The sequence below is a fragment of the Noviherbaspirillum galbum genome, from assembly GCF_010974945.1.
Taxonomy (GTDB): domain Bacteria; phylum Pseudomonadota; class Gammaproteobacteria; order Burkholderiales; family Burkholderiaceae_D; genus Noviherbaspirillum; species Noviherbaspirillum galbum.
In genome coordinates this window covers 57,778-82,270 of sequence record NZ_JAAIVB010000008.1, presented here as the reverse complement: position 1 = coordinate 82,270, position 24,493 = coordinate 57,778, and the positions used below count along the sequence as shown (strand labels likewise).

The following is a 24,493-nucleotide window of genomic DNA, read 5'->3' as shown; positions in this document are numbered from 1 at the left end:
TTTGCGTGGAAAGCCGCCTGCTTCATGTCGCCAACGTGGACGAAGCCGTTTGCAAGGATCATGCGGGACGCCTCTTCGATGAGCGCGACATCGATTCCGCCCTGCATGCCTTGCTGCTGTCGATGGAAATGGGAGACAACGAAGGCATGCGCTTCATCGGGCCGCTCCTCGCCCGGCAAAGCTGGCAGCATGGCGCGGAATTCCAGCAGGCGCTCGCGCGGCAGGAGACCCACCTCTCGCGGGCCTTGCTCACCGCCTTCGAGGCGGACAGCGGCGACGTGATCGCATCCTTCGCCGACATGCTGGACCATGTCGACATCCAGGACACGGCGCTGCTCAGGCGGCTGGCCAGTGCCCGCGGCGACGGCGGGCATGACGGCTTGCGCGTGGCGATGCAGGACGGATGCGCTACGGCGGTCCGCGCCGCAGGGAAGCTGTTCCTTGCCTGCGGGATCAAGGAGCGTGATGACCTGATCGAATTGCTGTGCGCGTCCGGTCCCAAGGGGCGTTCCGGGCTCTACCAGGCGATCGTGAACAACGACGCCGCCACAGTGGCAGCATTCGGCGACCTGCTGCGCACGCTGCACGGCGCGCTGCATCTTGACGGCGACACGGTCACGGACATCCTGACCCATGGCTCGCGCGGGCATACGCCGATGACGCCGGCCATGCGGAAGAGCTTCGCCAGGGGCGGCAGGGCCTATTGCGCCATGATCGAGGGCATCGTCAATGATGGCCTGGCGGTGTCGCCCGCCTGGCTCGCCGCATGCATGGAAAGGCCGGGGCGCGCGGTGCCGCGCCATGCGGCGGCCTTGCGGACCTTCCTGCAAGGCTTGCCGGCGGAAGTGCCGGACACCGGCGCGGCGCCGTCAGCCTATCGGCGCGATCAAGAACTTGGCGCGCAGGGCGAGGCTGTCGCCATGGCCGAGGATGGCCAGGCCTGGCCGGTTGGGCATGTGGAAGGCGTCGATGGGATGGGTGATCGGCTCGAAGCAGAAGCAGTCCCCGCCGGGCGGGCGATACATGAGGCTGTAGCCGTTGCAGTCGGGCATGACCATGCTTAGCTGGTAACCGCGGTCGGGATAGCTGATGACGGCCTTGCCGTTCCAGCCGGTGAAGCAATTGTCGATCAGCGGACCATCCAGCGCGGCGGGCTGGTTGTAGTTCCAGGTCTCGGGCAAGGTGTTGGAATGCCCCGTCGGTATCGGATCGTCGCCTGACAGGAAGACGCCTTCGGCGCGGGCCATGAAGCGGGTCTGCGCGTTCGACGGAAAGTAGGGGTGCAGTCCGAGCCCGTAGGGCAGGGTGCCGTCGCCGAGGTGGGTCACGGTGAGGTCGATCTGCAAGCCGTCATTAAGCAGGGTGAAGGTTTGCGAACCCCGGTAGTGATACGGATCGTCGTCGAAATGCTTGGAATCGAGCGTCAGCTTGATGCGGTCGGGCTGCTGATCGGCGACGGCCCAGCTCTGCAGCCAGCCGTCGCCATGGATCGGGTAATGCTCCTGCATGCGGTTGGCATGGATCGGGTAGAACCTGCCTTCGTGCTCGAAGCCGCCGCCCGTGATCCGGTTCGACCACGGAATCAGCGGGAAGCAGGCCGTGGTGTAGCGGTCTTCCGACGCGCCGCTCCACGGGCGGAACAGGGGGATCGTGCCGTTATCGTTTTTCCATTCCCAGGCGGTGACGCTTCCCCCCATGTTCGGCGCGAGCTGGAGGCGCTGCCTGTCGTTGTCGAGCGTGATGATGCTGGCGGTCATGAATCATCCCTTGAATTTGTTGGCCGGCGCGCCGGCGATGTCGAGATCGACAGCGAAGAGACCGCCTGCCAGCGGTTCTCGTTCCAATTCCCGTGGGCCGAGGCCATCTGCCGCCGAGGTGATGAAGAGGGTGCGGAAATGCGGGCCGCCGAAGGCGACGCTCGTGATCTGGGAGCAGGGCAGGGTGATGGCATGCGTGATCTTGCCGTGCGGATCGTGCCGGGTGACCTTGCTCGCGCCCCAATGCGCGATCCACAGCCCGCCTTCCGCATCGGTGGTCATGCCATCGGGCGATCCTTCGCTTTTCTCGAATTGCAGGAACAGGCGCTTGTTGGCGACCTCGCCGGACTCGAGGTCGAAATCGAAGGCGAAGACCCTGCCATTCACGCTGTCGTTGTGATACATGGTGCGGTAGTCCGCGGACCAGGCCGGGCCGTTCGTCACCGGGTAGCCGGTGTCCATGCGCTTCACCTCGAGGTCGGGCGTCAGGCGGTAGAGCGAGCCGGTGGGCGACTTGCAGGCGAAATCCATGGTGCCTGCCCAGAAGCGGCCCATGCGGTCGACCTTGCCGTCATTGAAGCGGTTGCCGGGCATGTCGGGTTCCACCCGCACGGCCTGCCGCAGTTCGCTGCTTGCGGGATCGAAGAAGGCGAAGCCGTGGCGCTGGGTGATCACCAGGCCGGCGGCCTGCTCGCGTTCGGCGATGGCGGAAATCTCCTGGTCGAAGTCCCAGGTCTTCTGGCCAGCCTGCATGGAGTAGCGATGCAGCCGGTGGCCCAGAATGTCGACCCAGTACAGCGCCTGTTCCTTGTCTGACCAGAGGGGACCTTCGCCCAGCAGGGCATGCGCGTCCCAGACGCATTCCGGTGTTTTCATTGTCTTCTTCCCTGTCGATTGTTTAATGGCGCTAATGGGATTCGCGCGGCACGGGCGCGCCGCTGCTACCCACCAGGAAGTCGAGGTCGGCGCCGAGATGGGCCTGCTGCACGTGCTCGACGTAGAGCTTTGCGTAGCCACGGTCCGGCATGGGCGGCGGCGTCCATGCGGCGCGCCGGCGCGCGAGTTCCTCGTCGCTCACCTCGAGATGCAGGCTGCGTTCGCCGACGTCGAGCATGATCATGTCGCCGCTCTTCACCAGCGCCAGCGGTCCGCCGGCCGCCGCTTCGGGCGAGGTATGCAGCACCACCGTGCCGTAGGCGGTGCCGCTCATGCGCGCATCCGAAATGCGCACCATGTCGGTCACGCCTTTCTCCAGCACCTTCTTCGGCAGCGGCATGTTGCCGACCTCGGCCATGCCGGGATAGCCCTTGGGACCGCAGTTCTTCAGCACCATCACGCAGTTTTCGTCGATGTCGAGCGCCGGGTCGTCGATGCGCGCCCGGAAGTCCTCGATGTCCTCGAACACCACCGCGCGTCCGCGGTGCTTGAGCAGCGCGGGCGTGGCGGCGGAGGGCTTGATCACCGCGCCGTCCGGCGCGAGGTTGCCCTTGAGGATGGCGATGCCGGCGTGCGGCTTAAAGGGATCTTCGACCGTCTTGATGACTTCCCGGTTGTAGCAGGGCGCGTCCTCGATGTTCTGACCGAGGCTGCGGCCATTTGCCGTCAGCGCGTTCAGGTGCAGCATGCTGCTGATCTCGCGCATGACCGCCGGCACGCCGCCGGCATAGTAGAAGTCTTCCATCAGGTAGTGGCCCGACGGCTGGACGTTCACCAGGCAGGGCATCTCGCTGCCCAGCCTGTCCCAGTCTTCCAGCTTCAGCTCGATTCCCATGCGCCCGGCGATGGCCAGCAGGTGCACGACCGCATTGGTCGAGCCGCCGATCGCCGCATTCACGCGGATCGCGTTCTCGAAAGCTTCGCGGGTCATGATCTTGTCCATGGTCAGCTCTTCCTTGACCATCTCGACGATGCGCCGGCCGCTGAGCTGGGCGAGGCGGTTGCGCCGGGTGTCCGGCGCCGGGATGGCCGCATTGCCCGGCAGCGACATGCCCAGCGACTCCACCATGCTCGCCATGGTGGACGCGGTGCCCATGGTCATGCATGTGCCGGCCGAACGGTTCATGCAGGCCTCGGCGTCGGTGAATTCCGCCTGGGTCATCTGGCCGGCGCGGACCATTTCCGACATCATCCAGACGCCGGTGCCGGAGCCGATGTCCTTGCCTCGGAACTTGCCGTTGAGCATCGGACCGCCCGACACCCCGATGGTCGGCAGGTTGCAGCTCGCCGCGCCCATCATCAGCGCGGGAGTGGTCTTGTCGCAGCCCATCAGCAGCAACACGCCATCGATGGGATTGCCGCGGATCGACTCTTCCACGTCCATGCTGGCGAGGTTGCGGAACAGCATGGCGGTCGGCCGGAGCTGGGTTTCGCCCAGCGACATGACAGGGAACTCAAGGGGGAATCCGCCTGCCTCAAGGACACCGCGCTTGACGAACTCGGCGAGTTCGCGGAAGTGGCTGTTGCAGGGAGTTAACTCCGACCAGGTATTGCAGATGCCGATCACCGGGCGGCCGTCGAACTCGTCGGCCGGGTGACCCATTTTCTGTGTCCAGCTGCGGTGCACGAAGGCATCGCGGTCTTGCCCGCCGAACCAGGCCTGACTGCGACGTTTTGGCTTTTCTGTAGTCATAGGGTTCTCGTGGGGGAATTCATGCTGCGAGGCGAGGATTGGGTCTGAGTCCGCCGGCGTGGCGCCGGGGTAGTCTCTCAGCATCAATATTGATTAGGCCGATGTTTGAAAGTTCAGGAGAAAGGCATGATGACTCCGGGCTTTCCATGCCATCGTTCACATAACAGGCTTTACCGAGGAGGACGCCATGACCGCATCAACCACGCCGGGCACGACAGCAGCGCCCTTGCTGGGCATCGACTGGGGTACCAGCAACCGCCGAGCCTATCTGCTCGACGAGCGCGGCGAACTGGTTCGCAAGCACGAGGACGACGCCGGCATCCTGAACGTGCAGGGCAGGTTCGGCGATTCGCTTCGCGATCTGCTGCAGACGCTGCAGGTCGGCAGCGCCGACATCATCCTGTCCGGCATGGTCGGCAGCCGCAACGGCTGGGTGGAGGCGCCTTACCTCGATATCAGCCAGCCGATCACCGAACTGAAGAATCACCTGCTCGAGGTCGACAGCGGACTGCCCGGCGTGCGATGCCGCATCGTGCCGGGCTACCGCTATCTCGATCCCCAGGGGCTGCCGGACGTGATGCGCGGAGAAGAGGCGCAGGTTCTCGGCGCGCTGGCGCTGAGCGCCTCCAGCGGCTGGTTCCTGCTGCCCGGCACCCACAGCAAGTGGGTGCATGTCGAGGATGGCACCGTCCGGGCGCTGCTCACCTTCATGACCGGCGAGCTCTTCGCGCTGATGTCCCAGCATGGCACGCTGTCGAAGGTGATCACCGCCGAACAGTCGATTCCCGCCGCCTTCGAAGCCGGCTTGCGGGCAGCGCCGCACGGCGCTTTCACGCACATGGCCTTCTGCTGCCGCGCCCTGGTCGTGACCGACATGATGCCGCCGGACCATACCGCTTCCTATCTGTCCGGCCTGCTGATCGGCAGCGAGCTCGACGACATCCGGCGCCGCAGCGGCGGCGATTTCAACGTGCCGGTGCAGGTCGTCGGCAGCCCGGGGCTCTCGGCCCGCTATCTCAACGCGCTGGAACTGCTCGGCACTCCCGCGCGCGCCTGGCAGCCTGACGGCGTGTACGTCGCCGCGCTGCGCCATCTGTTCCAACTCGAAAGGTAGTCCATGTCCTTGTTCCAGCCCTCGCCGCTGCCCCTGGTAGCGATCCTGCGCGGCCTGACCCCGGCCGAAGCGCCGATGGTCGGCCACGTCCTGTTCGACACCGGTTTTCGCATCCTTGAAGTGCCGCTGAACCGGCCCGGCGCGATCGAAGCGATGCGCATCCTGATGCAGAATGCGCCGGCCGACGCGCTGATCGGCGCCGGCACGGTGCTGACGGTGCAGCAGGTCGACGAAGTGAAGCAGGCCGGCGGCCGCCTCATCGTGTCGCCGCATTGCGCGGTCGACGTCATATCGCATGCCGTGAAGTCGGGCATGATCGCCATGCCGGGCGTGGCGACGCCGACCGAAGCCTTCCAGGCGCTGAACGCCGGCGCCCAGGGACTGAAGCTGTTTCCCGCCGAAATGTTGCCGCCCGGCGCGCTCAAGTCCATCCTCTCCATCCTGCCTGCCGGGACGCCGCTGTTTCCGGTGGGGGGCATCCATCCGCAGAACATGGCGCCCTACGTGGCGGCGGGTGCGGCCGGATTCGGTATCGGTGGCGCGCTGTACCAGCCGAACATCGAGGAGGGCGCCTTCCGGCGATCCGCCGAGGCCTTCATGAGCGCGCGGGAAAAGCTGCTGCAGGGGGCTTGACGCGGGCGTCCGGCAGGGCGTGCGGGTCCCATCATCTGTTAAAATACCGGGTTTTCCGTTTGGCCGGACTGAAATAAGATTCCCGCCTGCGCGAGGATGACGACTTGCAGGCAGCCGCCTGCCACGGTCCTGTCATTCCCGGCCGGGCGGGAATCCCATTTGAACGCCATGCTTCCGCAACACGGCGCAAACGATTTTCCGCATTCTTCCCAAAGGCTTCACCGTGCTTTCCACCGCAAACATCACCATGCAGTTCGGCCCCAAGCCGCTGTTCGAAAACATCTCCGTCAAATTCGGCGACGGCAACCGCTACGGCCTGATCGGCGCGAACGGCTGCGGCAAGTCGACCTTCATGAAGATCCTGGGCGGAGACCTCGAACCCAGCGGCGGCCAGGTGATGCTCGATGCGAACGAAAGGCTGGGCAAGCTGCGCCAGGACCAGTTCGCCTTCGAGGAAATGCGGGTGCTGGACGTGGTGATGATGGGCCACACAGAGATGTGGGCGGCGATGCAGGAACGCGACGCCATTTACGCCAACCTCGAGGCAACCGACGACGACTACATGCGCGCGGCCGAACTGGAAGCGAGGTTCGCCGAGTACGACGGCTACACCGCCGAGGCGCGCGCCGGCGAACTGCTGCTGGGCGTGGGCGTTCCGACCGACCAGCACAACGGCCCGATGAGCAACATCGCCCCCGGCTGGAAGCTGCGGGTGCTGCTGGCGCAGGCGCTGTTCTCCAATCCCGACATCCTGCTGCTGGACGAGCCGACCAACAACCTCGACATCAACACCATCCGCTGGCTGGAGACCGTGCTCAACGAGCGCAACTCCACCATGATCATCATTTCCCACGACCGCCACTTCCTGAACCAGGTCTGCACCCACATGGCGGACATGGACTACGGCACGCTCAAGATCTATCCCGGCAACTACGACGACTACATGCTGGCGTCGTCGCAGGCGCGCGCCCAGCAGCTGGCGACCAACGCCAAGGCGAAGGAACGCGTCGCCGAACTGCAGGAATTCGTGCGCCGCTTCTCGGCCAACAAGTCCAAGGCGCGCCAGGCGACCTCGCGTGCGAAGCAGATCGAGAAGATCAAGGTGGAGGACGTCAAGCCTTCGAGCCGCCAGGAACCCTTCATCCGCTTCGAGGGCGAGAAGAAGCTGCACCGCCAGGCGGTGGAAGTGGAAAACCTCTCGAAGTCCTATGACCGCCGCATCTTCAACGACCTTAACCTGCTGGTCGAGGCCGGCGAAAAGATCGCCATCATCGGCGCCAACGGCGCGGGCAAGACCACGCTGTTGCGCTGCCTCGGCGGCGAGGTCTGCGGCATGCGGCCCGACCACGGCGTGGCGAAATGGGCCGAGCATGCGAACATCGGCTACATGCCCCAGGACCCCACCGAGGAATTCGCGGTCGACAAGAACCTCACCGACTGGATGACGCAGTGGACCAAGGAAGGCGACGACGACCAGGCGATTCGTTCCATCCTCGGCCGCCTGCTGTTTTCCGGCGACGACGTGAGGAAATCGGTGAAGGTGCTGTCCGGCGGCGAGAAGGGCCGCATGATGTACGGCAAGCTGATGCTGGGCCGGCACAACGTGCTGCTGATGGATGAGCCGACCAACCACATGGACATGGAGTCCATCGAGTCGCTCAACATCGCGCTGGACAAATACGCCGGCACGCTGATCTTCGTCTCGCACGACCGCGAGTTCGTGTCATCGCTGGCGACTCGCATCCTCGAGGTGCGCGAGGGCGAGGTGATCGACTTCCAGGGCGGATATGAGGATTATCTGACCAGCCAGGGCATCGAGTAAGAACCTGCGGCGGCGTGGCTTCGAAACGGGATTGCCGCCTTCGCGGGAATGAGAGCGGCTGAGGCGAAATGACCTGGAGGATCGGCAGCCGGCGTCGAATGCTTCGCCTCGTGATTCCCGCGAAGGCGGCAATCCCATCTTGCCTGCACGGCGTCGCTCAATCCGCGTCGCCGAACTCCGCCAGCAAGGTGCTGCCCATTCCCTCAGATTCACCTTCTCCCAGCAGTTTGTCGAGGCGGTCGCGCAGGGCGCGCGCCACTTCGTTCCCCTTCGCCTTCAGCACGCCTTCCAGGTAAGGCCGCCGCAAGGCACGCAGTTCTTCCAGTGTGCCCGCCTTTTCCACCTTCAGCTGCAGCGCATAGCCGCGCAGGCCCATGTTGCTCTTGATGGTTTCGTTGAAGAACGCGTAGACGCGCTGAAAGCGTTCCGCATCGGTCACCACCGGCTGCGATTCAACTGGCAGGTCGGCGATGGAAAGCGTGGTGTCTTCGGCGAGAGGCGGAAGGGTGTCGCCCTCCGGCGTGGTGATGTGGATGACAGGCGCGGGAGCGGCTGCGGCGGTGGATTCGATGTACCCCTCCGCCAGCAGTTCGGTAAAACTGGCGTCGGTCAATCCGAGTCCGCCTACGGTTTTCAACAGGTCGCCCGCGGTGTGCTTGCCGTCGATCAGGACCAGGAGGGTGCGAAGGCGGGGGGTAAGGCGGTACTTGCGCGTAGCGATTTCATCGCGCCCTTTTTCTGTCTTGTCATAGACTGTATTCATGCCTATCTCGTCGTGTGCTCGCCAGTGCGTGAGCTGTTGTTGGAGGGTGTTCCTGGCAGCAATCTCGTTGTTGTAGCGCTATTAGTCACTTTTTCAGCGTGTGGTCTCTTGATTTTAGTCATGATTCGGCCGGCTGCCCATGCGGTTTTGTAAAAATCTGTCTCGATCCTGTACGTATTGTGGTGAAAGCATGCAAGCCATGTTGATAAAACTTCCCGCAGCTCAATATTGGAATCTCAGGCATACTTTCGGCTTTTGCCGCCACCGTATCGCTACCTTGGCTGTCGACCATGCAAATTCTCCCTATCAAGACCGTTGAATTCGAGCGTCCGCAAATGCAATCCGGCACCAGTTGCGTCGCGAACGCCTGGGCACGTGTGCCGGCCAACCCCGGCCCGGAGGAAAAAGCCGCGCTGAAGGCGCGCATCAAGCGGCTGTTGCAGGAAAAGCAGGCGGTTCTCGTGGCGCATTACTACGTCGATGCCGACCTGCAGGATTTGGCCGAGGAAACGGGCGGCTGCGTTTCCGATTCCCTGGAGATGGCGCGCTTCGGGCGCGACCATCCGGCCAAGACCCTCGTGGTCGCCGGCGTCAAGTTCATGGGCGAGACCGCGAAGATCCTCAGCCCGGACAAGACCATCCTCATGCCCGACCTCGACGCGACCTGTTCGCTCGATCTCGGCTGCCCGGCGGACGAGTTCGCCGCGTTCTGCGACCAGCATCCCGACCGCACCGTGGTGGTCTATGCGAACACCAGCGCCGCCGTAAAGGCGCGCGCCGACTGGATGGTCACCTCGTCGATCGGCCTGCAGATCGTCGAACACCTGCATGCGCAGGGCAAGAAAATCCTGTGGGCGCCGGACAAGCATCTCGGCGGCTACATCCAGAAGAAGACCGGCGCGGACATGCTGCTGTGGCAGGGATCCTGCCTGGTGCATGACGAGTTCAAGGGCATCGAGCTCGAACTGCTGCGCAAGGAACATCCCAAGGCGAAGATCCTGGTGCACCCGGAATCTCCGGAAGCGGTCGTGGCCCAGGCCGACGTCGTCGGCTCCACCTCCCAACTGATCGCCGCCGCGCAATCGCTCGATGCCGATGAGTTCATCGTTGCCACCGACAACGGCATCCTGCACAAGATGCGCATGGCGGCGCCCGGCAAGCGCTTCATCGATGCGCCGACCGCGGGCAATAGCGCCACCTGCAAGAGCTGCGCGCATTGCCCCTGGATGGCGATGAACGGCCTCGAGAACCTCGCGCGGGTGCTCGAAACCGGCGCCAACGAAATCCATGTCGATCCGGAGATCGGCCGCAAGGCCTACGTCTGCATCGACCGCATGCTCGATTTCGCGGCGAAGGCCAAGGCGAACGTGCGGCCGTCGGGCGACCTGGCGAAAGAACAGCAACTGTTTTCGGGAGTGGGACCGGCATGAGCACTCTGCGCAACCCCTTCGCTCCCTTCGACGCGGCGCTGGCCGCCGCCTTCGAGCAAAACATTGCCGCCGCGCTGGCCGAGGATGTCGGCACAGGAGACGTGACCGGCCTCCTGGTGCCTGCCGCCGAGCGCGTGCAGGCACGCGTGATCGTGCGCGAGCAAGCCATCCTCTGCGGCGCGTCCTGGTTCGAGGCGGTGATGCTGCGGCTCGACCCCGGAATCCGGATCGACTGGCGCCATGCCGAGGGCGACCAGATGCAGGCGGACAGCGAAGTGTGCACGATCGAAGCGCCGGCCCGCGCCTTGCTGACGGCGGAGCGCACGGCCCTGAACTTCCTCCAGCTGCTGTCGGGCGTCGCCACGGCCACCCGGGTCTACGTCGACCTGATCCAGGGCACGCGCGCGGCGATCCTCGACACGCGCAAGACCTTGCCCGGCTTGCGCCTGGCGCAGAAATACGCGGTCCGGGTCGGCGGCGGCAAGAACCAGCGCCTGGCGCTGTATGACGGCATCCTCATCAAGGAAAACCATATCGCAGCGGCTGGCGGCGTCACCGCTGCGATGCGCGCCGCGTTGGGCCTGGAGTCCGGCGTGCCGATCCAGATCGAGGTGGAAAGCCTGGATGAATTGCGCGAGGCATTGGCGGCGGGTGCCACGTCCATCCTGCTGGACAATTTTTCCCTGGCCATGATGCGCGAAGCGGTCGGCATCACGGCCGGCCGCGCGCTGCTCGAAGCCTCGGGCGGCATCAACATGAAGACGGTGCGGGACATCGCGGAAACCGGCGTCGACCGGATCTCGATCGGCAGCCTCACGAAGGACGTGCGCGCGACGGATTACTCCATGCGGGTCATCTGATCACAAAAGCGAGGGCGGCCGACATGGCCGCCCCAGCAACCGCTTCCCGGCTCAGGTCTCCCTGACCACCTGGTCGCTCCACTCGAACGCCTGCATCTGGATTTCCCGCAGGTCGTCGATCGACAGGGCGAATGCCTCGAGTTCCGACAGCAGCGCGAGCATGCCGCTGTCGGCGCGTTCCAGCTGCTCGGCGAAGTTCAACAATTCACCCAGCCAGCCGCTGCGGTCCAGCAGGGCGCAGGCGACATTCTCGTTCACCGGCATCTGTTCCAGGATCTTGGGCATGGGCATGCCGAACAGGGTATCCATGAGCGACATGATGCCGACGGTGAAGGCGACTTCGGATATGCCGCGGCTGCCTTGCTTGAGCTTCTGCGCGAGCAGTTCGAGCAGCTTGCCGCGCGTGGTCGCCAGCACCAGCAGCGGCGACTTGACCCCGGGCTTGGTGTAGGCGTCGGTGTAGAGCAGGATCTGCAGCCATCGCTGCAGCTGGCGGCGCCCCATCAGGATCAGCGCCTGGCCGACGGTGCCGATGCGCTGGGTGGAGCAGAATGCCGGCGAATTCACCATCTTCAACAGGTTCAGGCCCAGCGCGGCATCCTGCTTGATGGCGCGCTCGATGTCGACGTTTTCACTGTCGGAGTTAATCATTCCCATCACCCGCAGCAGGGCGAGCTGGGAAGGCGATAGCTTCTTGCCGGTCAGGACAACCGGCTTGGCGAAGTAATAGCCCTGGAAGAATTCGAAGCCGAGCTCGAGGCAGAGATTGAACTGCTCGACCGTTTCCACTTTTTCGGCGAGCAGCTTCTTGTTGAAAGCGCGAAAGCGCTTGCTGAGGCTGATCAGTTCGGAATCGCTCATGCCCATCAGGTCGACCTTGATGATGTCGACATAAGGCAGGAGGCGCTCCATGCCCGCGGTTTCGCCGATCACGTCGTCGAGCGCGAAGGAATAGCCGGCGTCCTTGAGTTCCGCCACCCGGGCAACCACCGCATCGGTTACCTCCACGGTCTCCAGGATTTCGAGAACGACGTACTTCGCGGGCAAAATGCCGACGAAGTCGCTCATCAGCACGGTGGAATCGATGTTGACGAAACCGAGAGAGTCCCCGATGACGTTTTCGATGCCGAGCTCGGCGGCATGCGAGATCACGGCGGCCGTCGCCGAGAGGTCATCGATCACGCCGGCGGTACTGGTGTCGGCACGCCGGAAGAGCAACTCGTAGGCGACGAGCCCCTGGTCGCGGTTGAGGATCGGTTGCCGCGCCAAGAAAAAATCCTTGGCGCGCGGGCTTTGCATCACCGCTTCCTGCATGGAATGGCTCATCGGCAGATCTCCTCACTATCTCGCCTGTTCTAAAGTGGCGATTTATTGTCGTACGGCATTATTCTGCCTGACTTATGGCTTTCGCAATAGTAAAAAGAAATGCTGTTTTCGAGAAATATTTGACGCAGGTCTAACGGCGCGGCGGTTCCAATACTGTCGGTAATGCTTTCGGCAGCGTTTCCGGGAAATCTTGACTGAAATGCAAGCCTCGGCTTTCCCGGCGCGACAGGGCGCTGTCGACGATCATCGAAGCAACGTCGACCAGGTTGCGCAGCTCAAGCAGGTCGCGCGTGATGCGGAAATGGGAGTAATACTCGTAGATTTCCTCGCGCAGCAGGCGAATCCGGTGCTGGGCGCGCTCCAGCCGCTTGGTGGTGCGCACGATGCCGACGTAATTCCACATGAAGCGCCGCAGCTCGTCCCAGTTGTGGGCGATGACCACTTCTTCGTCGGCGTCGGTCACCCGGCTCTCGTCCCAGGCAGGCAGCTCGGGCGCCGGCTGCGCCGGCTGGCGCTCGATGTCCTGCGCCGCCGCGCGTCCGACCACCACGCACTCCAGCAGGGAGTTGCTGGCGAGTCGATTGGCTCCGTGCAGGCCGGTGTAGCCGGTCTCTCCGACCGCATACAGGCCCGGCAGGTCGGTGCGGCCGGCCAGGTCGGTCACCACGCCGCCGCAGGTGAAGTGCACCGCGGGGACGACGGGAATGGGCTGCTTGCTGATGTCGATGCCCAGCTCTAGGCAGCGGGCGTAGATCGTCGGGAAATGTTCTTCCAGGAAGGCTACCGGCTGGTGGGAAATGTCGAGGTCGACGTAGTCGAGGCCGCGCTTCTTCATCTCGAAGTCGATGGCGCGCGCCACCACGTCGCGCGGCGCGAGTTCGCCGCGCGGATCGTGCGCAGGCATGAAGCGGCGGCCGGCCGCCGGACCGGCTTCCGCCGGCAGCTTCAGCAAGCCGCCTTCGCCGCGCACAGCTTCGCTGATCAGGAAGGATTTCGCAAAGGGGTGATACAGGCAGGTCGGATGGAACTGGATGAACTCCATGTTGGCCACGCGGCAGCCCGCGCGCCAGGCCATCGCGATGCCGTCGCCGGTGGCGGTGTCTGGATTGGTGGTGTACAGGTATACCTTGCCCGCGCCCCCGGTCGCCAGCACCGTGTTGTCGGCCGACACGGTCAGCACGTGGCCGCTGTTGACGTCCTGGACGTAGAGACCGAGGCAGCGGGGGTTTCGCACGCCCGGCTCGATCTTGTCCGACTTGATCAGGTCGATGGCGAAGTGGTGCTCGAGAATCGTGATGTTCGGATGGGCGCGCGCCTTCTGTTCCAGGGTTACCTGGACGGCGTGCCCGGTGGCATCGGCCGCATGGATGATGCGCCGCTGACTGTGGCCGCCTTCCCGGGTGAGGTGGTAGCCGAGTTCGGCGGTGGCGTCGCGGGTGAAAGGCACGCCCTGGCTGATCAGCCAGTCGATGGCAGGGCGGCTGTTCTCCACGATGAAGCGGGTGGCGCTTTCGTCGCACAGGCCGGCGCCGGCGACCAGCGTGTCGGCGATGTGCTGTTCATGGCTGTCGGCGGAATCGAGCACGGCGGCAATGCCGCCCTGGGCCCAGTTGCTGGCGCCGTCGAGGAGGGTGCGCTTTGAAATGACGACGACCTTGCGGGTCTCGGCGAGGTGGAGGGCGACCGAGAGGCCGGCCAGTCCGCTGCCAACGATGGCGACATCGAATTTCATGGGAGGTGGTATCCGAAATGGTGTGACATGACGCGATGCGACATCTTACCACTTGGCATAATGATGATCTTCGGTTCCAATGCGGTCTGCCATTGACGCAGTCATTGCCGAGGTTGCCCGGCCCGGAAATGCCCGGAATCGCCCGGCAAGGACCGTCACCGCACCGACCAACACGACAAAACCGATCCAGTTCCTTCCATGACCCGATTGTTCCGACGTTTCGCGCTTGCCTTTGCCCTCATCCTGATCGTCCTGGCGGGAACGATCGCCTGGTATGCATGCGCCAGCCAGCCCAGCCACGCGGGCAAGACCCGCCTGCCGGGACTTCGCCAGCAGGTGGAGGTACTGCGCGATGCGGAAGGCATTCCCCACATCTACGCCGCCGCCATCGAAGACGCGTACTTCGCCCTCGGCTATTCGCACGCGCAGGACAGGTTGTGGCAGATGGAAATCAACCGGCGCATCGCCGCCGGCCGCATGGCGGAAATTCTCGGGCCCAATGCCCTCGACATCGACCGCTTCCTGCGCACCCTCGGCGTGCGCCACAATGCCGAGGCGATCGCGGCCAGGCTGCCGGGGGATACCCGCGCCGTGCTCGATGCCTACGCACGTGGGGTCAATGCCTTCCTCGACAATCGCACCGGTCCCTTGCCGCCCGAGTTCCTGCTGACGGGCGCGCCCGCGCCGGCGCACTGGGAAGCGGCCGACTCGATCGGCTGGCAGACCATGATGGCCTGGGACCTCGGCGGTAACTGGACGCAGGAACTGCTGCGAATGCGCCTCGCCCAGACCATGTCGCTGGACGAGATCAATGCCTTCCTGCCGCCGTATCCCGGCGACGCGGTCCTCCAGACCATGGACTACACCGGCCTGTATCGCGGCCTGAAGGGAACCGTGGCGCAGCTAGAGGCAGTGGCGGCCATCGCGCCGCCGTCCTACCTGCCGGGCATGGGCTCGAACAATTGGGTGGTCTCAGGCGCGGCCACGCAATCCGGCAAGCCCTTGCTGGCCAATGATCCGCACCTCGGCCTCTCCGCGCCGGCGCTCTGGTATTTCGCCCACCTGTCCGCGCCGGGATTGAACGTGATCGGCGCCACGCTGCCGGGCGTTCCCGGCGTGGTGCTCGGCCGCAACGACCGCATTGCCTGGGGATTCACGAATACCGCGCCCGACGTGCAGGACCTCTACATCGAAAAGATCGACCCGTCGAATCCGGGCCGCTACCAGACGCCGGACGGATGGGCGGATTTCCAGGTGCGCACCGAGATCATCAAGGTCAAGGGCCAGCCCGATGTCAGCCTGCCGGTGCGCGAGACCCGGCACGGTCCGGTGATCAGCGGCGCGATCGCGGTGGCCGACAAGCTGGCGCTCGATGCCAGGTCGCATGTCGTTTCCTTTGCCTGGACCGCACTGCGGCCGGACGACCTCACCGTCCAGGCCGGCATCAAGCTCAACCGCGCCGGCAACTGGGAACAGTTCCTTGCCGCGGCGCGCGACTTCACCGCTCCGCAGCAAAACATGGTGTACGCCGACGTGGACGGCAACATCGGTTTCATCGCGCCGGCGCGCATCCCGCTGCGCAAGCCGGAAAACGATCTCCATGGCCTTGCCCCCGCGCCGGGATGGGACGCGCGCTACGACTGGAATGGCTTTCTTCCCTTCGAGGAACTGCCGCGCCAGTTCAATCCTGCCTCGCATCGCGTCGTTACCGCCAACCAGAAGATCGTCGGTCCGGATTATCCGCATTTCCTGACCAGCGAATGGTCTCCGTCCTACCGCGCCGACCGCATCGGCCAGTTGCTCGACGGCTTGCCGCGCCATACGGTGGAAAGCTTCATGCGCATCCAGCAGGACGTGGTGTCGCTCGCCGCACAGGAAATCCTTCCCGTGCTGAAGCGCACGCAGGCGTCGTCCGACAGGGGCAGGCAAGCGATGTCCCTAATCTCGGCCTGGGATGGAACGATGGCCGCCGACCGGCCCGAACCGCTGATCTACAATGCCTGGATGCGCATGGCCTCGCGACGGATGTTCGAGGACAGGCTGGGCGATGCCCTGATGAAGGATTACTGGGAGCAGCGCAACGTGCACGCGCCGATGGTGGCTGCGCTTACCGGCAAGATGCCGCAGGCAGGCTGGTGCGTGCCGCGCGGCGAGGCCCCTTCACCCGGTGCCTGCGGTGCCTTGCTTTCCGCCTCGCTGGAGAGCGCGCTGGACGATCTTTCCCGCCGCTACGGCAGCGACATGGGAGCCTGGAAATGGGGCAAGGCGCACGAAGCGCGCTCCGAACACCGGCCGTTCTCCAAGGTCGGCGCGCTCGCGCCTTTGTTCGACATCCGTGTCCCGTCGCCGGGCGATACCTACACCGTGAACGTCGGGCGGTTTTCGCTGCGCGACGAGAAGGAACCCTTCGTGAACCGGCATGCGGCCAGCCTGCGGGCGATCTATGACCTTGCCGATCTCGAACGGTCGGTATTCATGCATTCGACCGGGCAGTCGGGGAATGTGTTTTCGCCGCTGTACCGTGATCTCGCGCAGCGCTGGGTGGAGGTGAAGTATCTGCCGATGCAGATGCGGCGGGAGAACGTGGAGAAGGGTGTGGCGGAGAGGCTGGTGCTGGCGCCTTGAGGTTGATCTGGCGTGCGGCAGAGGCGCGAACCAACGTGCTGGCGACAACGCCCAAGCCTCTGTCATTCCCGGCTGCGCGGGGATGACAGAGCACGATCAATGGTGTTTAAGTTAATTCAAAGGTCCTTTAAGCACCCGCTTAGAGTTCAACGTTCATGCGGTCCTGCCGCTGGCCTGCGGGCGCTCCATCAAGAGATAACGCAGGCATGTCAAGGGCCGGTGCAGGCTGCGGCCGAGGCCGCGGGGGAGCAGGCGGCGCCAGGCTCTGCGTTCGCGAATGACGAAACGCAGGTTCAACCTCCATGCCCTCCGGGAGGTGCGAGGGTAATGTGGCTGGCAGCGAAGACGGCAGCGAAGACGGGGAAGTCGGGGACATGATGCTCCTTCAATAGGTGAATGGCTCCCTGCGGTCGACGCAGGAAACACGCACCACATGCCGGAGAAACGGCCCTGCAGAAAGGAATGACATGACTGATGGCATGACTGGCGTGCATGCCATCAGTGGACGGGCGCAACCTCGTGTTCCTGTGCTTCCCGGAAAATTAGTTTGTATTAAGCCGCCCCATCCCGGTGTCCCGCGGACTTCTCGGCGAGGCGCTCGCCAAGCATCGTCCCAAGCGCCGTTTCCACCTGGCGCACGAATGCCTCGTTCTCAAACAGCACCGCATTCTCCCGAAGGATTCTTTCGCTGCATCGTCCGCGGAATTCCGTGTCATTGGCCAGCCGAAGGGCGAGCCCGACGTAATCCTCGACGGAATCGGCGACGAGGTCCATGAAGCCCATCGCCCGGTAGATGCCGCAGGTATGGCGTTCACGCTGCATCCGACCGGGCAGGGTGACGACGGGAACGCCAAGGTGAAAGGCTTCCAGATTGGTGTTCTGGCCGTTGAAATGAATGGTGTCGAGGATGACATCGGCGCAGGAGACCAGCCGCAGATAGTCGAGATAGGCAAGCGACTGGATGAAGCTGACGCGGTCCATCCTGTCGCCAAGCACGCCACGCAGCCGGCGTTCAAGCGCCGGGCGCAGGTCCTCCCTGGCTGGGTCGATCAGGACGATCCTCGCATTCGCGTCGCGCTCCAGGATCTGGCCGAAGATGCGATCCATCACCGGCTGGATCTTGAACAAGGTCTGCGGACACAGGTAGAGGCGATCCTCGCCGCCGAATCCGAATGCGGCACGGTCGCCTGGCTTGACCGCCGGCGGACGATGATAGTAGGAGAGCGTGCCGGCGCCGGGGATCATGACGAGTCGCTCGGCGTAGTCGTCTTGCGCGTTCTCGACCTCGTAAAAATCGGAAGAAATGAAATAGTCCAGGTTGGGAACGCCGGCCGTGTCGGGATGACCGAACGAGGTGCATTGAACCGGGGCGAGCCTGGCGAAGGACAGCAGGTAGCCGAGCGGTTCCATGCCGATGTCCTGGTAAAAGAGCAGGTCGAGTTCCAGAGAGGCGATCGTTTCCCGCGCCGCTTGCAGGTCATCGGCCGGCACGGTGACGACCCGGTCCGCGCTCGCGTCGATGGCGTCGGCCATCGCATCCCGCGGCGAAGCACCGAGGCGCACCAGGATGACCTCGAACCTAGACCTGTCTAGCCGTTCCACCAAACCGCGCGAGGTATTGCCGATGCTGTGCGCATGGAAGAAAGCCGATGCGAGGCCGAGCCTGATCCGGGTGCCCGGGCCTTTCCAGTTCGCGATGAAGGGCGCCGTCCAGGAAAGGGAAGGGGCCGCCTTCAGGTGGATATTTGCCAGGCGGCTGTTCATTTCCTTGTTGCCGATGCCGTGATAGGACAGCGGAAAGTAAGTCGAAGGAAACCGCAGCGGCGACGCCATGCGCGCGTCGCCGCTTTCGAGCGCGTCCAGCTTGCTTGCGATGCTGGCACGGATCTGCAGCGGATAGGCATCGTCCGGCACGACCTTGCGCACCAGCAGCGCCTCGCGGATGAGATAGCCCGCCGCCTCGGACGGGTTTCGTCGCGCAAGCTTGAGCAAGGTGGCGGAACAGGCGTCGAATTCGCCGGCCTGGTACTCCGCTTTCGCCAGGTTTTCGGCGATGCGCACGCTGGAGGGATCGAGCGCGAGCGCCTTCCTGTAAAGGACGATGGCTTCGTCCGGCCGGTTCTTGTGGGTGTGCAGGATCACGCCGAGATTCGACAGGGCGTCGACGTGATCCGGCTTCGCGGCCAGCGCCTGCCGGAAGCATTGCTCCGCTTCGTCGAACAGGCCGCCGGCCGTAGCCAGCATCGTTCCCTGGTCGTAGAGGCAGGCCGCCAGGATCCGCTTCGCGACGACGAGGTCCTTGCCGAGGCTGATCGACTTCCTGCAACGCTCGCCGGCCTCCACGAACTGGCCCATGCGGGCCAGCGCCTGTGCTTCAACCAGATACTTGTTCATGCGTGCTCATGTGCGTTCATCATTGGGCCGGGCGATGTCATCCCTGTCCGCCGGAGACCACCTTGACCTTGCCTGCGGCTTGCTTTGCCCGGGTGCGGGCAAGCTCCACGTCCTCCGCCCGCGCCAGTGCCACGCCCATGCGGCGGCGCTCGAAGGCCTCCGGCTTGCCAAACAGGCGAAGGTCCACGCCCGGCACCGACAGGGCCTCCGACAGGCCTTCGAAAGCGACGCCTTGCGCTTCCATCCCGCCGTAGATGACGGCGGAGGCGCCGGGCGAGGCCAGGCTGGTATCGACGGGCAGGCCGAGGATCGCCTTGGCATGCAGTTCGAACTCGCTCTGCACCTGGCTGGCCATCGTTACCATGCCAGTGTCATGCGGACGGGGGCTGACTTCGGAGAACCAGACCATATCGCCCTTGACGAACAGTTCGACGCCGAAGATGCCAAGCCCGCCGAGGTTGCCGGTCACCTTGGCGGCGATGTCGCGCGAGCGTCGCAATGCCTCGTCTGACATCGGATGCGGCTGCCATGACTCGACGTAGTCGCCCTTGACCTGCACATGCCCGATGGGTTCGCAAAAATGCGTTGCCGGCTTGCCGGCGGCGTCCAGCGCGCGCACGGTCAGCTGCGTGATTTCATAGTCGAAATCGATGAAGCCTTCCACGATCACGCGGCCTGCGTCCACCCGTCCGCCCGCCGCGGCATACTGCCAGGCCGCGTCCACGTCGCCCGATCCGTCGAGCTTGGACTGTCCCTTGCCCGACGAAGACATGACCGGCTTCACCACGCAGGGGAAGCCGATCTCCTGGCAGGCGGCGCGCAGTTCCTCGAGGCTGTCCGCGAAGCGGTAGGGCGAGGTCGGCAAGCCGAGTTCCTCGGCGGCGAGGCGGCGTATGCCTTCGCGGTTCATCGTCAGCCACGCGGCGCGCGCCGTCGGGATCACGCTTGCCTTGCCCGCCTTTTCGAGTTCCATCAGCGTCGGCGTGGCGATCGCCTCGATTTCCGGGACGACGAGGTGCGGGCGTTCGCGTTCGATCAGGGCGGCAAGGGCAGCGCCGTCGGTCATGTCGATCACGTGGGAACGATGTGCTACCTGGTGGCCCGGCGCGTTGGCATAGCGGTCGACCGCGATCACCTCCACGCCGAGGCGTTGCAGGGCGATGATGACTTCCTTGCCAAGTTCGCCCGAGCCGAGCAGCATGACCTTGAAAGCGGAGGAAGACAGCGGGGTACCAAGGCGGGCGGGAGTGTTCATGGCGATAGTGAAGTTGGGAAAAAAATTATCTTAACAGAGGACCGCGCTTTGCCCGGCGCGGAGTATGGTGGACGGCAATCATCCGCCATGGAAGGAAGCCATGAACGCACTACGCGCCGTCTTTGCCAGCTGGGGCGCCATGCCGCCCGGGTCGCCGGATTCCGGCAAGACGACATTGCTGAGCGGATACCAGATCGCCGGGGAGAGGATCGCGGTGGCAGCCGATCCGCGCGTCACTTCCCTCATTCTTTCCGGGCTGGGACTGACGAGGCTGCCGCCGGCCCTGTGGGAAATGGACCACCTGGAAGACCTTGACCTCTCAGGCAATCGGCTCGCCGTCATTCCCCGCGAGATGCTGCGCCTGCGCAACCTGCGCCGGCTCGACCTGAGAGGCAATCCGGTCACGCTGGCCGAATGCGACCTGCGTGCGCTCCCGGGGCTGGGAAACTGCCTTCTCGATGCGTCCGAAGCGATTGAACGGCGCGCGGCCGCGATCCACACCGGCGTGCGCTTCCATGAAGGACCCTCCGGCATACGCACAGGCGATGGCGTCATGTGGGTGGACCGGCGGCTTGCCGAGGATTGAAGCACGGGAGTAAGGCCTGGCGATGCGACGTGGCATCCGTTCCCGGCGTCAAGATGAATGCCGTGCAAAACAATGCGGCGGAAACGATGTCAATACTGGCATCACCCCCATGCAACGCATTCCGGAAAGGATCATTCCATGACGAACCTCACCAATGGCGCTTCCATGCCGCTGTGGCTGGATACGGCAAGCGTGCCGCGCTTTCCTCCCCTTACCACCGACAAGCAGACCGACGTGTGCGTGATCGGCGCCGGCATTGCAGGAATGACCGCCGCCTACCTGCTCGCCAGGGAGGGCAGGCAGGTCCTGCTCATCGATGCGATGGGCATTGGCGCCGGCGAAACCGGCCGCACGACAGCCCATTTCTTCCCGCCGGACGAGTGGTACGCGGGCGTCGAGGAGGGATTCGGCGAGAAGGGAGCGCGCCAGGTTGCCGCCAGCTTCGCCGGCGCCATCGACTTGGTCGAGGCCATCATCCGCACGGAAAACATCGATTGCGGATTCGAGCGCCTGGATGGATACCTGTATGCGCTGCCGGGCGACGGCTTCAAGGATTTCGACAAGGAAGTCGCCGCCGCGGTCAGGGCGGGCGTCGACGCGGAAAAGCTCGACAAGGTGCCCGGCTTGTCCTTCGGCACCGGAAGCTGCGTGCGCTACCGCAACCAGGCGCAATTCCATCCGGTGAAGTACCTGGCCGGCCTGGCGCATGCCATCGTCAGGCTGGGCGGGGAAATCCACGGCGGCACCCAGGCGCTGGATGTCAGCGGGGATCCGATCATGCAGACAGTGCGTACGCAGTGGTCGTCGATCCGCGCGCAGGCCGTCGTGGTGGCGACCAACACGCCCTTCAACAACCGCATGGTCATGCATACCAAGCAGGCGGCCTATCGCACCTACGCCGTCGCGTTGCGCGTGCCGCGCGGCGCGGTGCCGCGCATCCTGCTGTGGGACACCGGAGACCCGTACTATTATGTCAGGCTGGAAACACCGGACGCGGCGGCGCAGCACGAATACCTGATCGTCGGCGGCGCCGATCACAAGGTGGGCGAGGATGACCATCCGGAACATCGCTACGACGAGATCGAGCGCTGGGTGCGGCAACGATTCCCCATGGCGCAGCAAGTCGAATACCGCTGGTCGGGAGAAGTGATGGAACCCGCCGACGGACCGGCCTACCTCGGCCGCAATCCCATGGACGACGACAACGTCTACATCATTACCGGCGACTCGGGCAATGGCATGACGCACGCAACGATCGGCGCCATGGTAATCACCGACATGCTGATGGGTCGCGACAATCCCTGGGCGGCGCTCTACGACCCCTCCCGCAAGGTGAAGCATGGCCTGACCGATTTCATGAAGGAACAGGCCGACACGCTGGTCCGCTATGCCGACTGGGCCAGGCATGGCGAAGCGGAATTCGTCGAGGAAATTCCGCCCGGCGAAGGTCGGATCATGCAGATGGGCAGCGGCAAGCTGGCGGTGTACCGCGACGAGCAGGGCGGCTTGCATGCCCTTGACGCTACCTGCACCCACCTCGGTTGCGTGGTGCACTGGAACGGCGGCGAAAAATCCTGGGACTGCCCCTGCCACGGATCGCGTTTCGGCACCGACGGCCAGGTCCTGCACGGTCCGGCAGCGACGCCCTTGCTGGCGGTCGCGGTGGAGCAGCCCGGCATGCCTGCGCCCGACGCGGGACGCGACCAGCCGCCGCGGCCGGATGCCCACTAAAGCGAGCCAGGAAGCCCGCCGGAAAACAGGCGAAAAAAAACCGCCGGACGGGCCGGCGGTATCAATCCGGGCTTCCCTCGCGGGTCGCCCGGGACGATTAGCACTTGCTTAGTCGTTGGCGTAGATGTCGTTGTCCTTGGTTTCGCGGACGAACAGCATGCCGACCACGACGGTGACCAGGGCGATCACGATCGGATACCAGAGGCCGTAGTAGATGTCGCCCTTGAAGGCCACCAGCGCGAAGGCGGTGGTGGGCAGCAGGCCGCCGAACCAGCCGTTGCCGATGTGGTAGGGCAGGGACATCGAGGTGTAGCGGATGCGCGTCGGGAACATTTCCACCAGCATCGCCGCGATCGGGCCGTAGACCATGGTCACGTAGAGCACCAGGATCGTCAGCAGCAGCAGGACCATGCCCTTGTTCATCTGGGCAGGATCAGCCTTGGTGGGATAGCCGGCTTTCTTGATGGCATCGGCAACGGCGGCGCTGAATGCCTTTTCCTTGGCAGCGGCTTCTTCCTTGGACAGCTTGGATGCGTCATAGGACTCGATCACGCTTTCGCCGATCTTCACCGTTGCCACGGAGCCTGCAGGCGCTTCGGCATTGGAGTAGTTCACCGAGGCGGCAGCCAGCTTGGCCTTCACGATGTCGCAGGAAGACGTGAATTTCTTGGTGCCGGTCGGGTTGAACTGGAACTGGCAGTCCTTGGGATCGGCGTTCACGACCACGGGTGCGTTCTTGATCGCGGTTTCCAGCGCCGGGTTGGCGTAGTGGGTCAGCGCGTGGAAGATCGGGAAGTAGGTCAGCGCGGCGATCAGGCAGCCGCCGAGGATGATGACCTTGCGGCCGATGCGGTCGGACAGGGAGCCGAAGATGATGAAGAACGGCGTGCCGATCACGAGCGATGCAGCGATCAGCAGGTTGGCGGTCGCGCCATCCACCTTCAGGGTCTGCGTCAGGAAGAACAGGGCGTAGAACTGGCCGGTGTACCAGACCACGGCCTGGCCGGCGGTCAGGCCGATCAGCGCCAGGATGACGATCTTCAGGTTCTTCCACTGGCCGAAGGACTCGGACAGCGGAGCCTTCGAGGTCTTGCCCTCTGCCTTCATCTTGGCGAATGCCGGCGATTCATTCATCGACAGGCGGATCCAGACCGAGACGGCGAGCAGGAAGACGGAGACCAGGAAGGGAACGCGCCAGCCCCAGTCGGCGAAGGCTGCTTCGCCCACGGCGGTACGCGTGCCTAGGATCACCATCAGCGACAGGAACAGGCCCAGGGTCGCGGTGGTCTGGATCCAGGCAGTGAAGGCGCCGCGCCGGTCATGCGGGGCATGCTCGGCGACGTAGGTTGCCGCGCCGCCATACTCGCCGCCCAGCGCCAGGCCCTGCAGGATGCGCAGGCTGATGAGGATGACAGGGGCGGCGATGCCGATGGATGCGTAGTTGGGCAGCAGGCCGACCACGAAGGTCGAGACGCCCATGATGAGGATCGTTACCAGGAAGGTATATTTGCGGCCGATCATGTCGCCGAGGCGGCCGAAGACCAGCGCGCCGAAGGGGCGCACGATGAAGCCGGCAGCGAACGCCAGCAGCGCGAAGATGAAGGCGGTGTTCGGATCGGTGCCCGCGAAGAACTGCTTCGCGATGATTGCCGCAAGGGAACCGTAGAGATAAAAGTCGTACCACTCGAACACGGTGCCCAGCGACGATGCGAAAATGACTTTCCGCTCTTCCGCCGTGATTCCGCGTGACGCTGTTTGAACTGTCGCCATGCTTGTCTCCTCAATGATTAGTCTGTTTGCGCGCACCTGCATTGCCTGCAGGCGCTTGCGCATGGT

18 protein-coding genes are annotated in these 24,493 nt (G+C 64.4%); 8 read left to right on the top strand and 10 right to left on the bottom strand.

The window, feature by feature from the left end; translation table 11 throughout:
* Positions 1–869: 869 nt before the first annotated feature.
* From G3574_RS01475 to araD, 3 genes are read right to left on the bottom strand one after another with little or no spacing between them, the layout of a single operon-like run.
* Complete coding sequence (locus tag G3574_RS01475) at positions 870–1,757, bottom strand: aldose 1-epimerase (RefSeq protein ID WP_163960163.1); 888 nt, start codon at positions 1,755–1,757, stop codon at positions 870–872.
* A 3-nt stretch (positions 1,758–1,760) separates the two neighbouring features.
* Positions 1,761–2,633, bottom strand: coding sequence for an SMP-30/gluconolactonase/LRE family protein (locus tag G3574_RS01470; protein ID WP_163960161.1), 873 nt, complete (start codon positions 2,631–2,633; stop codon positions 1,761–1,763).
* Between the two features lie 31 nt (positions 2,634–2,664).
* On the bottom strand, positions 2,665–4,386 hold the full coding sequence (gene araD, locus G3574_RS01465) for an L-arabinonate dehydratase (RefSeq protein ID WP_163960160.1): 1,722 nt from the start codon (positions 4,384–4,386) through the stop codon (positions 2,665–2,667).
* A 187-nt stretch (positions 4,387–4,573) separates the two neighbouring features.
* Between araD and G3574_RS01460 the strand changes: the two genes are divergently transcribed.
* The 3 genes from G3574_RS01460 to G3574_RS01450 all read left to right on the top strand — a co-directional run bounded on the left by G3574_RS01460 (position 4,574) and on the right by G3574_RS01450 (position 7,955).
* Positions 4,574–5,500 carry a 2-dehydro-3-deoxygalactonokinase gene (locus G3574_RS01460; RefSeq protein ID WP_163960158.1) on the top strand — a complete coding sequence of 309 codons (927 nt, stop codon included), beginning with the start codon at positions 4,574–4,576 and terminating at the stop codon, positions 5,498–5,500.
* A gap of 3 nt (positions 5,501–5,503) precedes the next feature.
* Positions 5,504–6,133 carry a 2-dehydro-3-deoxy-6-phosphogalactonate aldolase gene (locus G3574_RS01455; RefSeq protein WP_163960157.1) on the top strand — a complete coding sequence of 210 codons (630 nt, stop codon included), beginning with the start codon at positions 5,504–5,506 and terminating at the stop codon, positions 6,131–6,133.
* Between the two features lie 223 nt (positions 6,134–6,356).
* Complete coding sequence (locus G3574_RS01450) at positions 6,357–7,955, top strand: ABC-F family ATPase (protein ID WP_163960155.1); 1,599 nt, start codon at positions 6,357–6,359, stop codon at positions 7,953–7,955.
* Between the two features lie 157 nt (positions 7,956–8,112).
* Here G3574_RS01450 and G3574_RS01445 read toward each other — a convergent pair whose 3' ends face one another.
* Together G3574_RS01445 and G3574_RS01440 are read right to left on the bottom strand one after the other, a co-directional pair.
* Positions 8,113–8,718 (bottom strand): hypothetical protein, encoded by a 606-nt coding sequence (locus G3574_RS01445; RefSeq protein WP_163960154.1) that lies wholly within the window; start codon positions 8,716–8,718, stop codon positions 8,113–8,115.
* A gap of 118 nt (positions 8,719–8,836) precedes the next feature.
* A complete protein-coding gene (locus G3574_RS01440; protein WP_163960153.1) occupies positions 8,837–9,010 on the bottom strand; it encodes a hypothetical protein in 174 nt (57 codons plus the stop codon).
* On the opposite strand from G3574_RS01440, the gene nadA reads away from it, so the two are divergent.
* Entirely contained in the window at positions 9,009–10,148 is a 1,140-nt protein-coding gene (gene nadA, locus G3574_RS01435; protein WP_205609617.1) for a quinolinate synthase NadA, read from the top strand. The two genes, G3574_RS01440 and nadA, sit on opposite strands and share 2 nt — an antisense overlap.
* Positions 10,145–11,008: a carboxylating nicotinate-nucleotide diphosphorylase gene (nadC, locus tag G3574_RS01430; protein ID WP_163960152.1), complete on the top strand. Its 864-nt coding sequence runs from the start codon at positions 10,145–10,147 to the stop codon at positions 11,006–11,008. The genes nadA and nadC overlap by 4 nt, the downstream gene beginning before the upstream one ends.
* A 51-nt stretch (positions 11,009–11,059) precedes the next feature.
* Here the strand turns inward: nadC and G3574_RS01425 are convergent, their stop codons facing one another.
* Positions 11,060–12,334: an EAL and HDOD domain-containing protein gene (locus G3574_RS01425; RefSeq protein WP_163960151.1), complete on the bottom strand. Its 1,275-nt coding sequence runs from the start codon at positions 12,332–12,334 to the stop codon at positions 11,060–11,062.
* Between the two features lie 130 nt (positions 12,335–12,464).
* The gene (gene nadB / locus G3574_RS01420) at positions 12,465–14,066 is read right to left on the bottom strand and encodes an L-aspartate oxidase (RefSeq protein WP_163960150.1); all 1,602 of its coding nucleotides are present in this window, start codon (positions 14,064–14,066) and stop codon (positions 12,465–12,467) included.
* A gap of 198 nt (positions 14,067–14,264) precedes the next feature.
* Here nadB and G3574_RS01415 point away from each other — a divergent pair, with 198 nt between their 5' ends.
* Entirely contained in the window at positions 14,265–16,691 is a 2,427-nt protein-coding gene (locus G3574_RS01415) for a penicillin acylase family protein (protein ID WP_163960149.1), read from the top strand.
* A gap of 552 nt (positions 16,692–17,243) precedes the next feature.
* On the opposite strand, the gene G3574_RS01410 is transcribed toward G3574_RS01415, so the two are convergent.
* Positions 17,244–19,085: an O-linked N-acetylglucosamine transferase, SPINDLY family protein gene (locus tag G3574_RS01410; RefSeq protein WP_163960148.1), complete on the bottom strand. Its 1,842-nt coding sequence runs from the start codon at positions 19,083–19,085 to the stop codon at positions 17,244–17,246.
* A 37-nt stretch (positions 19,086–19,122) separates the two neighbouring features.
* On the bottom strand, positions 19,123–20,340 hold the full coding sequence (gene purT, locus G3574_RS01405) for a formate-dependent phosphoribosylglycinamide formyltransferase (RefSeq protein WP_163960146.1): 1,218 nt from the start codon (positions 20,338–20,340) through the stop codon (positions 19,123–19,125).
* A 100-nt stretch (positions 20,341–20,440) separates the two neighbouring features.
* On the opposite strand from purT, the gene G3574_RS01400 reads away from it, so the two are divergent.
* Positions 20,441–20,926 (top strand): leucine-rich repeat domain-containing protein, encoded by a 486-nt coding sequence (locus tag G3574_RS01400; protein ID WP_163960145.1) that lies wholly within the window; start codon positions 20,441–20,443, stop codon positions 20,924–20,926.
* A 138-nt stretch (positions 20,927–21,064) separates the two neighbouring features.
* A complete protein-coding gene (locus G3574_RS01395; RefSeq protein WP_163960143.1) occupies positions 21,065–22,657 on the top strand; it encodes an FAD-dependent oxidoreductase in 1,593 nt (530 codons plus the stop codon).
* Positions 22,658–22,765: 108 nt separating this feature from the next.
* Here the strand turns inward: G3574_RS01395 and G3574_RS01390 are convergent, their stop codons facing one another.
* Complete coding sequence (locus G3574_RS01390) at positions 22,766–24,427, bottom strand: MFS transporter (protein ID WP_163960141.1); 1,662 nt, start codon at positions 24,425–24,427, stop codon at positions 22,766–22,768.
* Positions 24,428–24,493 lie beyond the last annotated feature (66 nt).

Excerpts from the sequence above, each read along its gene's own strand:
- purT (WP_163960146.1), bottom strand. The coding sequence starts at position 20,340 with ATGAACACTCCCGCCCGCCTTGGTACCCCGCTGTCTTCCTCCGCTTTC.
- G3574_RS01395 (WP_163960143.1), top strand. The coding sequence starts at position 21,065 with ATGACGAACCTCACCAATGGCGCTTCCATGCCGCTGTGGCTGGATACG.
- G3574_RS01390 (WP_163960141.1), bottom strand. The coding sequence starts at position 24,427 with ATGGCGACAGTTCAAACAGCGTCACGCGGAATCACGGCGGAAGAGCGG.
- G3574_RS01470 (WP_163960161.1), bottom strand. The coding sequence starts at position 2,633 with ATGAAAACACCGGAATGCGTCTGGGACGCGCATGCCCTGCTGGGCGAA.
- araD (WP_163960160.1), bottom strand. The coding sequence starts at position 4,386 with ATGACTACAGAAAAGCCAAAACGTCGCAGTCAGGCCTGGTTCGGCGGG.
- nadC (WP_163960152.1), top strand. The coding sequence starts at position 10,145 with ATGAGCACTCTGCGCAACCCCTTCGCTCCCTTCGACGCGGCGCTGGCC.
- G3574_RS01475 (WP_163960163.1), bottom strand. The coding sequence starts at position 1,757 with ATGACCGCCAGCATCATCACGCTCGACAACGACAGGCAGCGCCTCCAG.
- G3574_RS01415 (WP_163960149.1), top strand. The coding sequence starts at position 14,265 with ATGACCCGATTGTTCCGACGTTTCGCGCTTGCCTTTGCCCTCATCCTG.
- nadB (WP_163960150.1), bottom strand. The coding sequence starts at position 14,066 with ATGAAATTCGATGTCGCCATCGTTGGCAGCGGACTGGCCGGCCTCTCG.
- G3574_RS01445 (WP_163960154.1), bottom strand. The coding sequence starts at position 8,718 with ATGAATACAGTCTATGACAAGACAGAAAAAGGGCGCGATGAAATCGCT.
- G3574_RS01455 (WP_163960157.1), top strand. The coding sequence starts at position 5,504 with ATGTCCTTGTTCCAGCCCTCGCCGCTGCCCCTGGTAGCGATCCTGCGC.
- G3574_RS01440 (WP_163960153.1), bottom strand. The coding sequence starts at position 9,010 with ATGGTCGACAGCCAAGGTAGCGATACGGTGGCGGCAAAAGCCGAAAGT.
- G3574_RS01410 (WP_163960148.1), bottom strand. The coding sequence starts at position 19,085 with ATGAACAAGTATCTGGTTGAAGCACAGGCGCTGGCCCGCATGGGCCAG.
- G3574_RS01460 (WP_163960158.1), top strand. The coding sequence starts at position 4,574 with ATGACCGCATCAACCACGCCGGGCACGACAGCAGCGCCCTTGCTGGGC.
- nadA (WP_205609617.1), top strand. The coding sequence starts at position 9,009 with ATGCAAATTCTCCCTATCAAGACCGTTGAATTCGAGCGTCCGCAAATG.
- G3574_RS01425 (WP_163960151.1), bottom strand. The coding sequence starts at position 12,334 with ATGAGCCATTCCATGCAGGAAGCGGTGATGCAAAGCCCGCGCGCCAAG.
- G3574_RS01400 (WP_163960145.1), top strand. The coding sequence starts at position 20,441 with ATGAACGCACTACGCGCCGTCTTTGCCAGCTGGGGCGCCATGCCGCCC.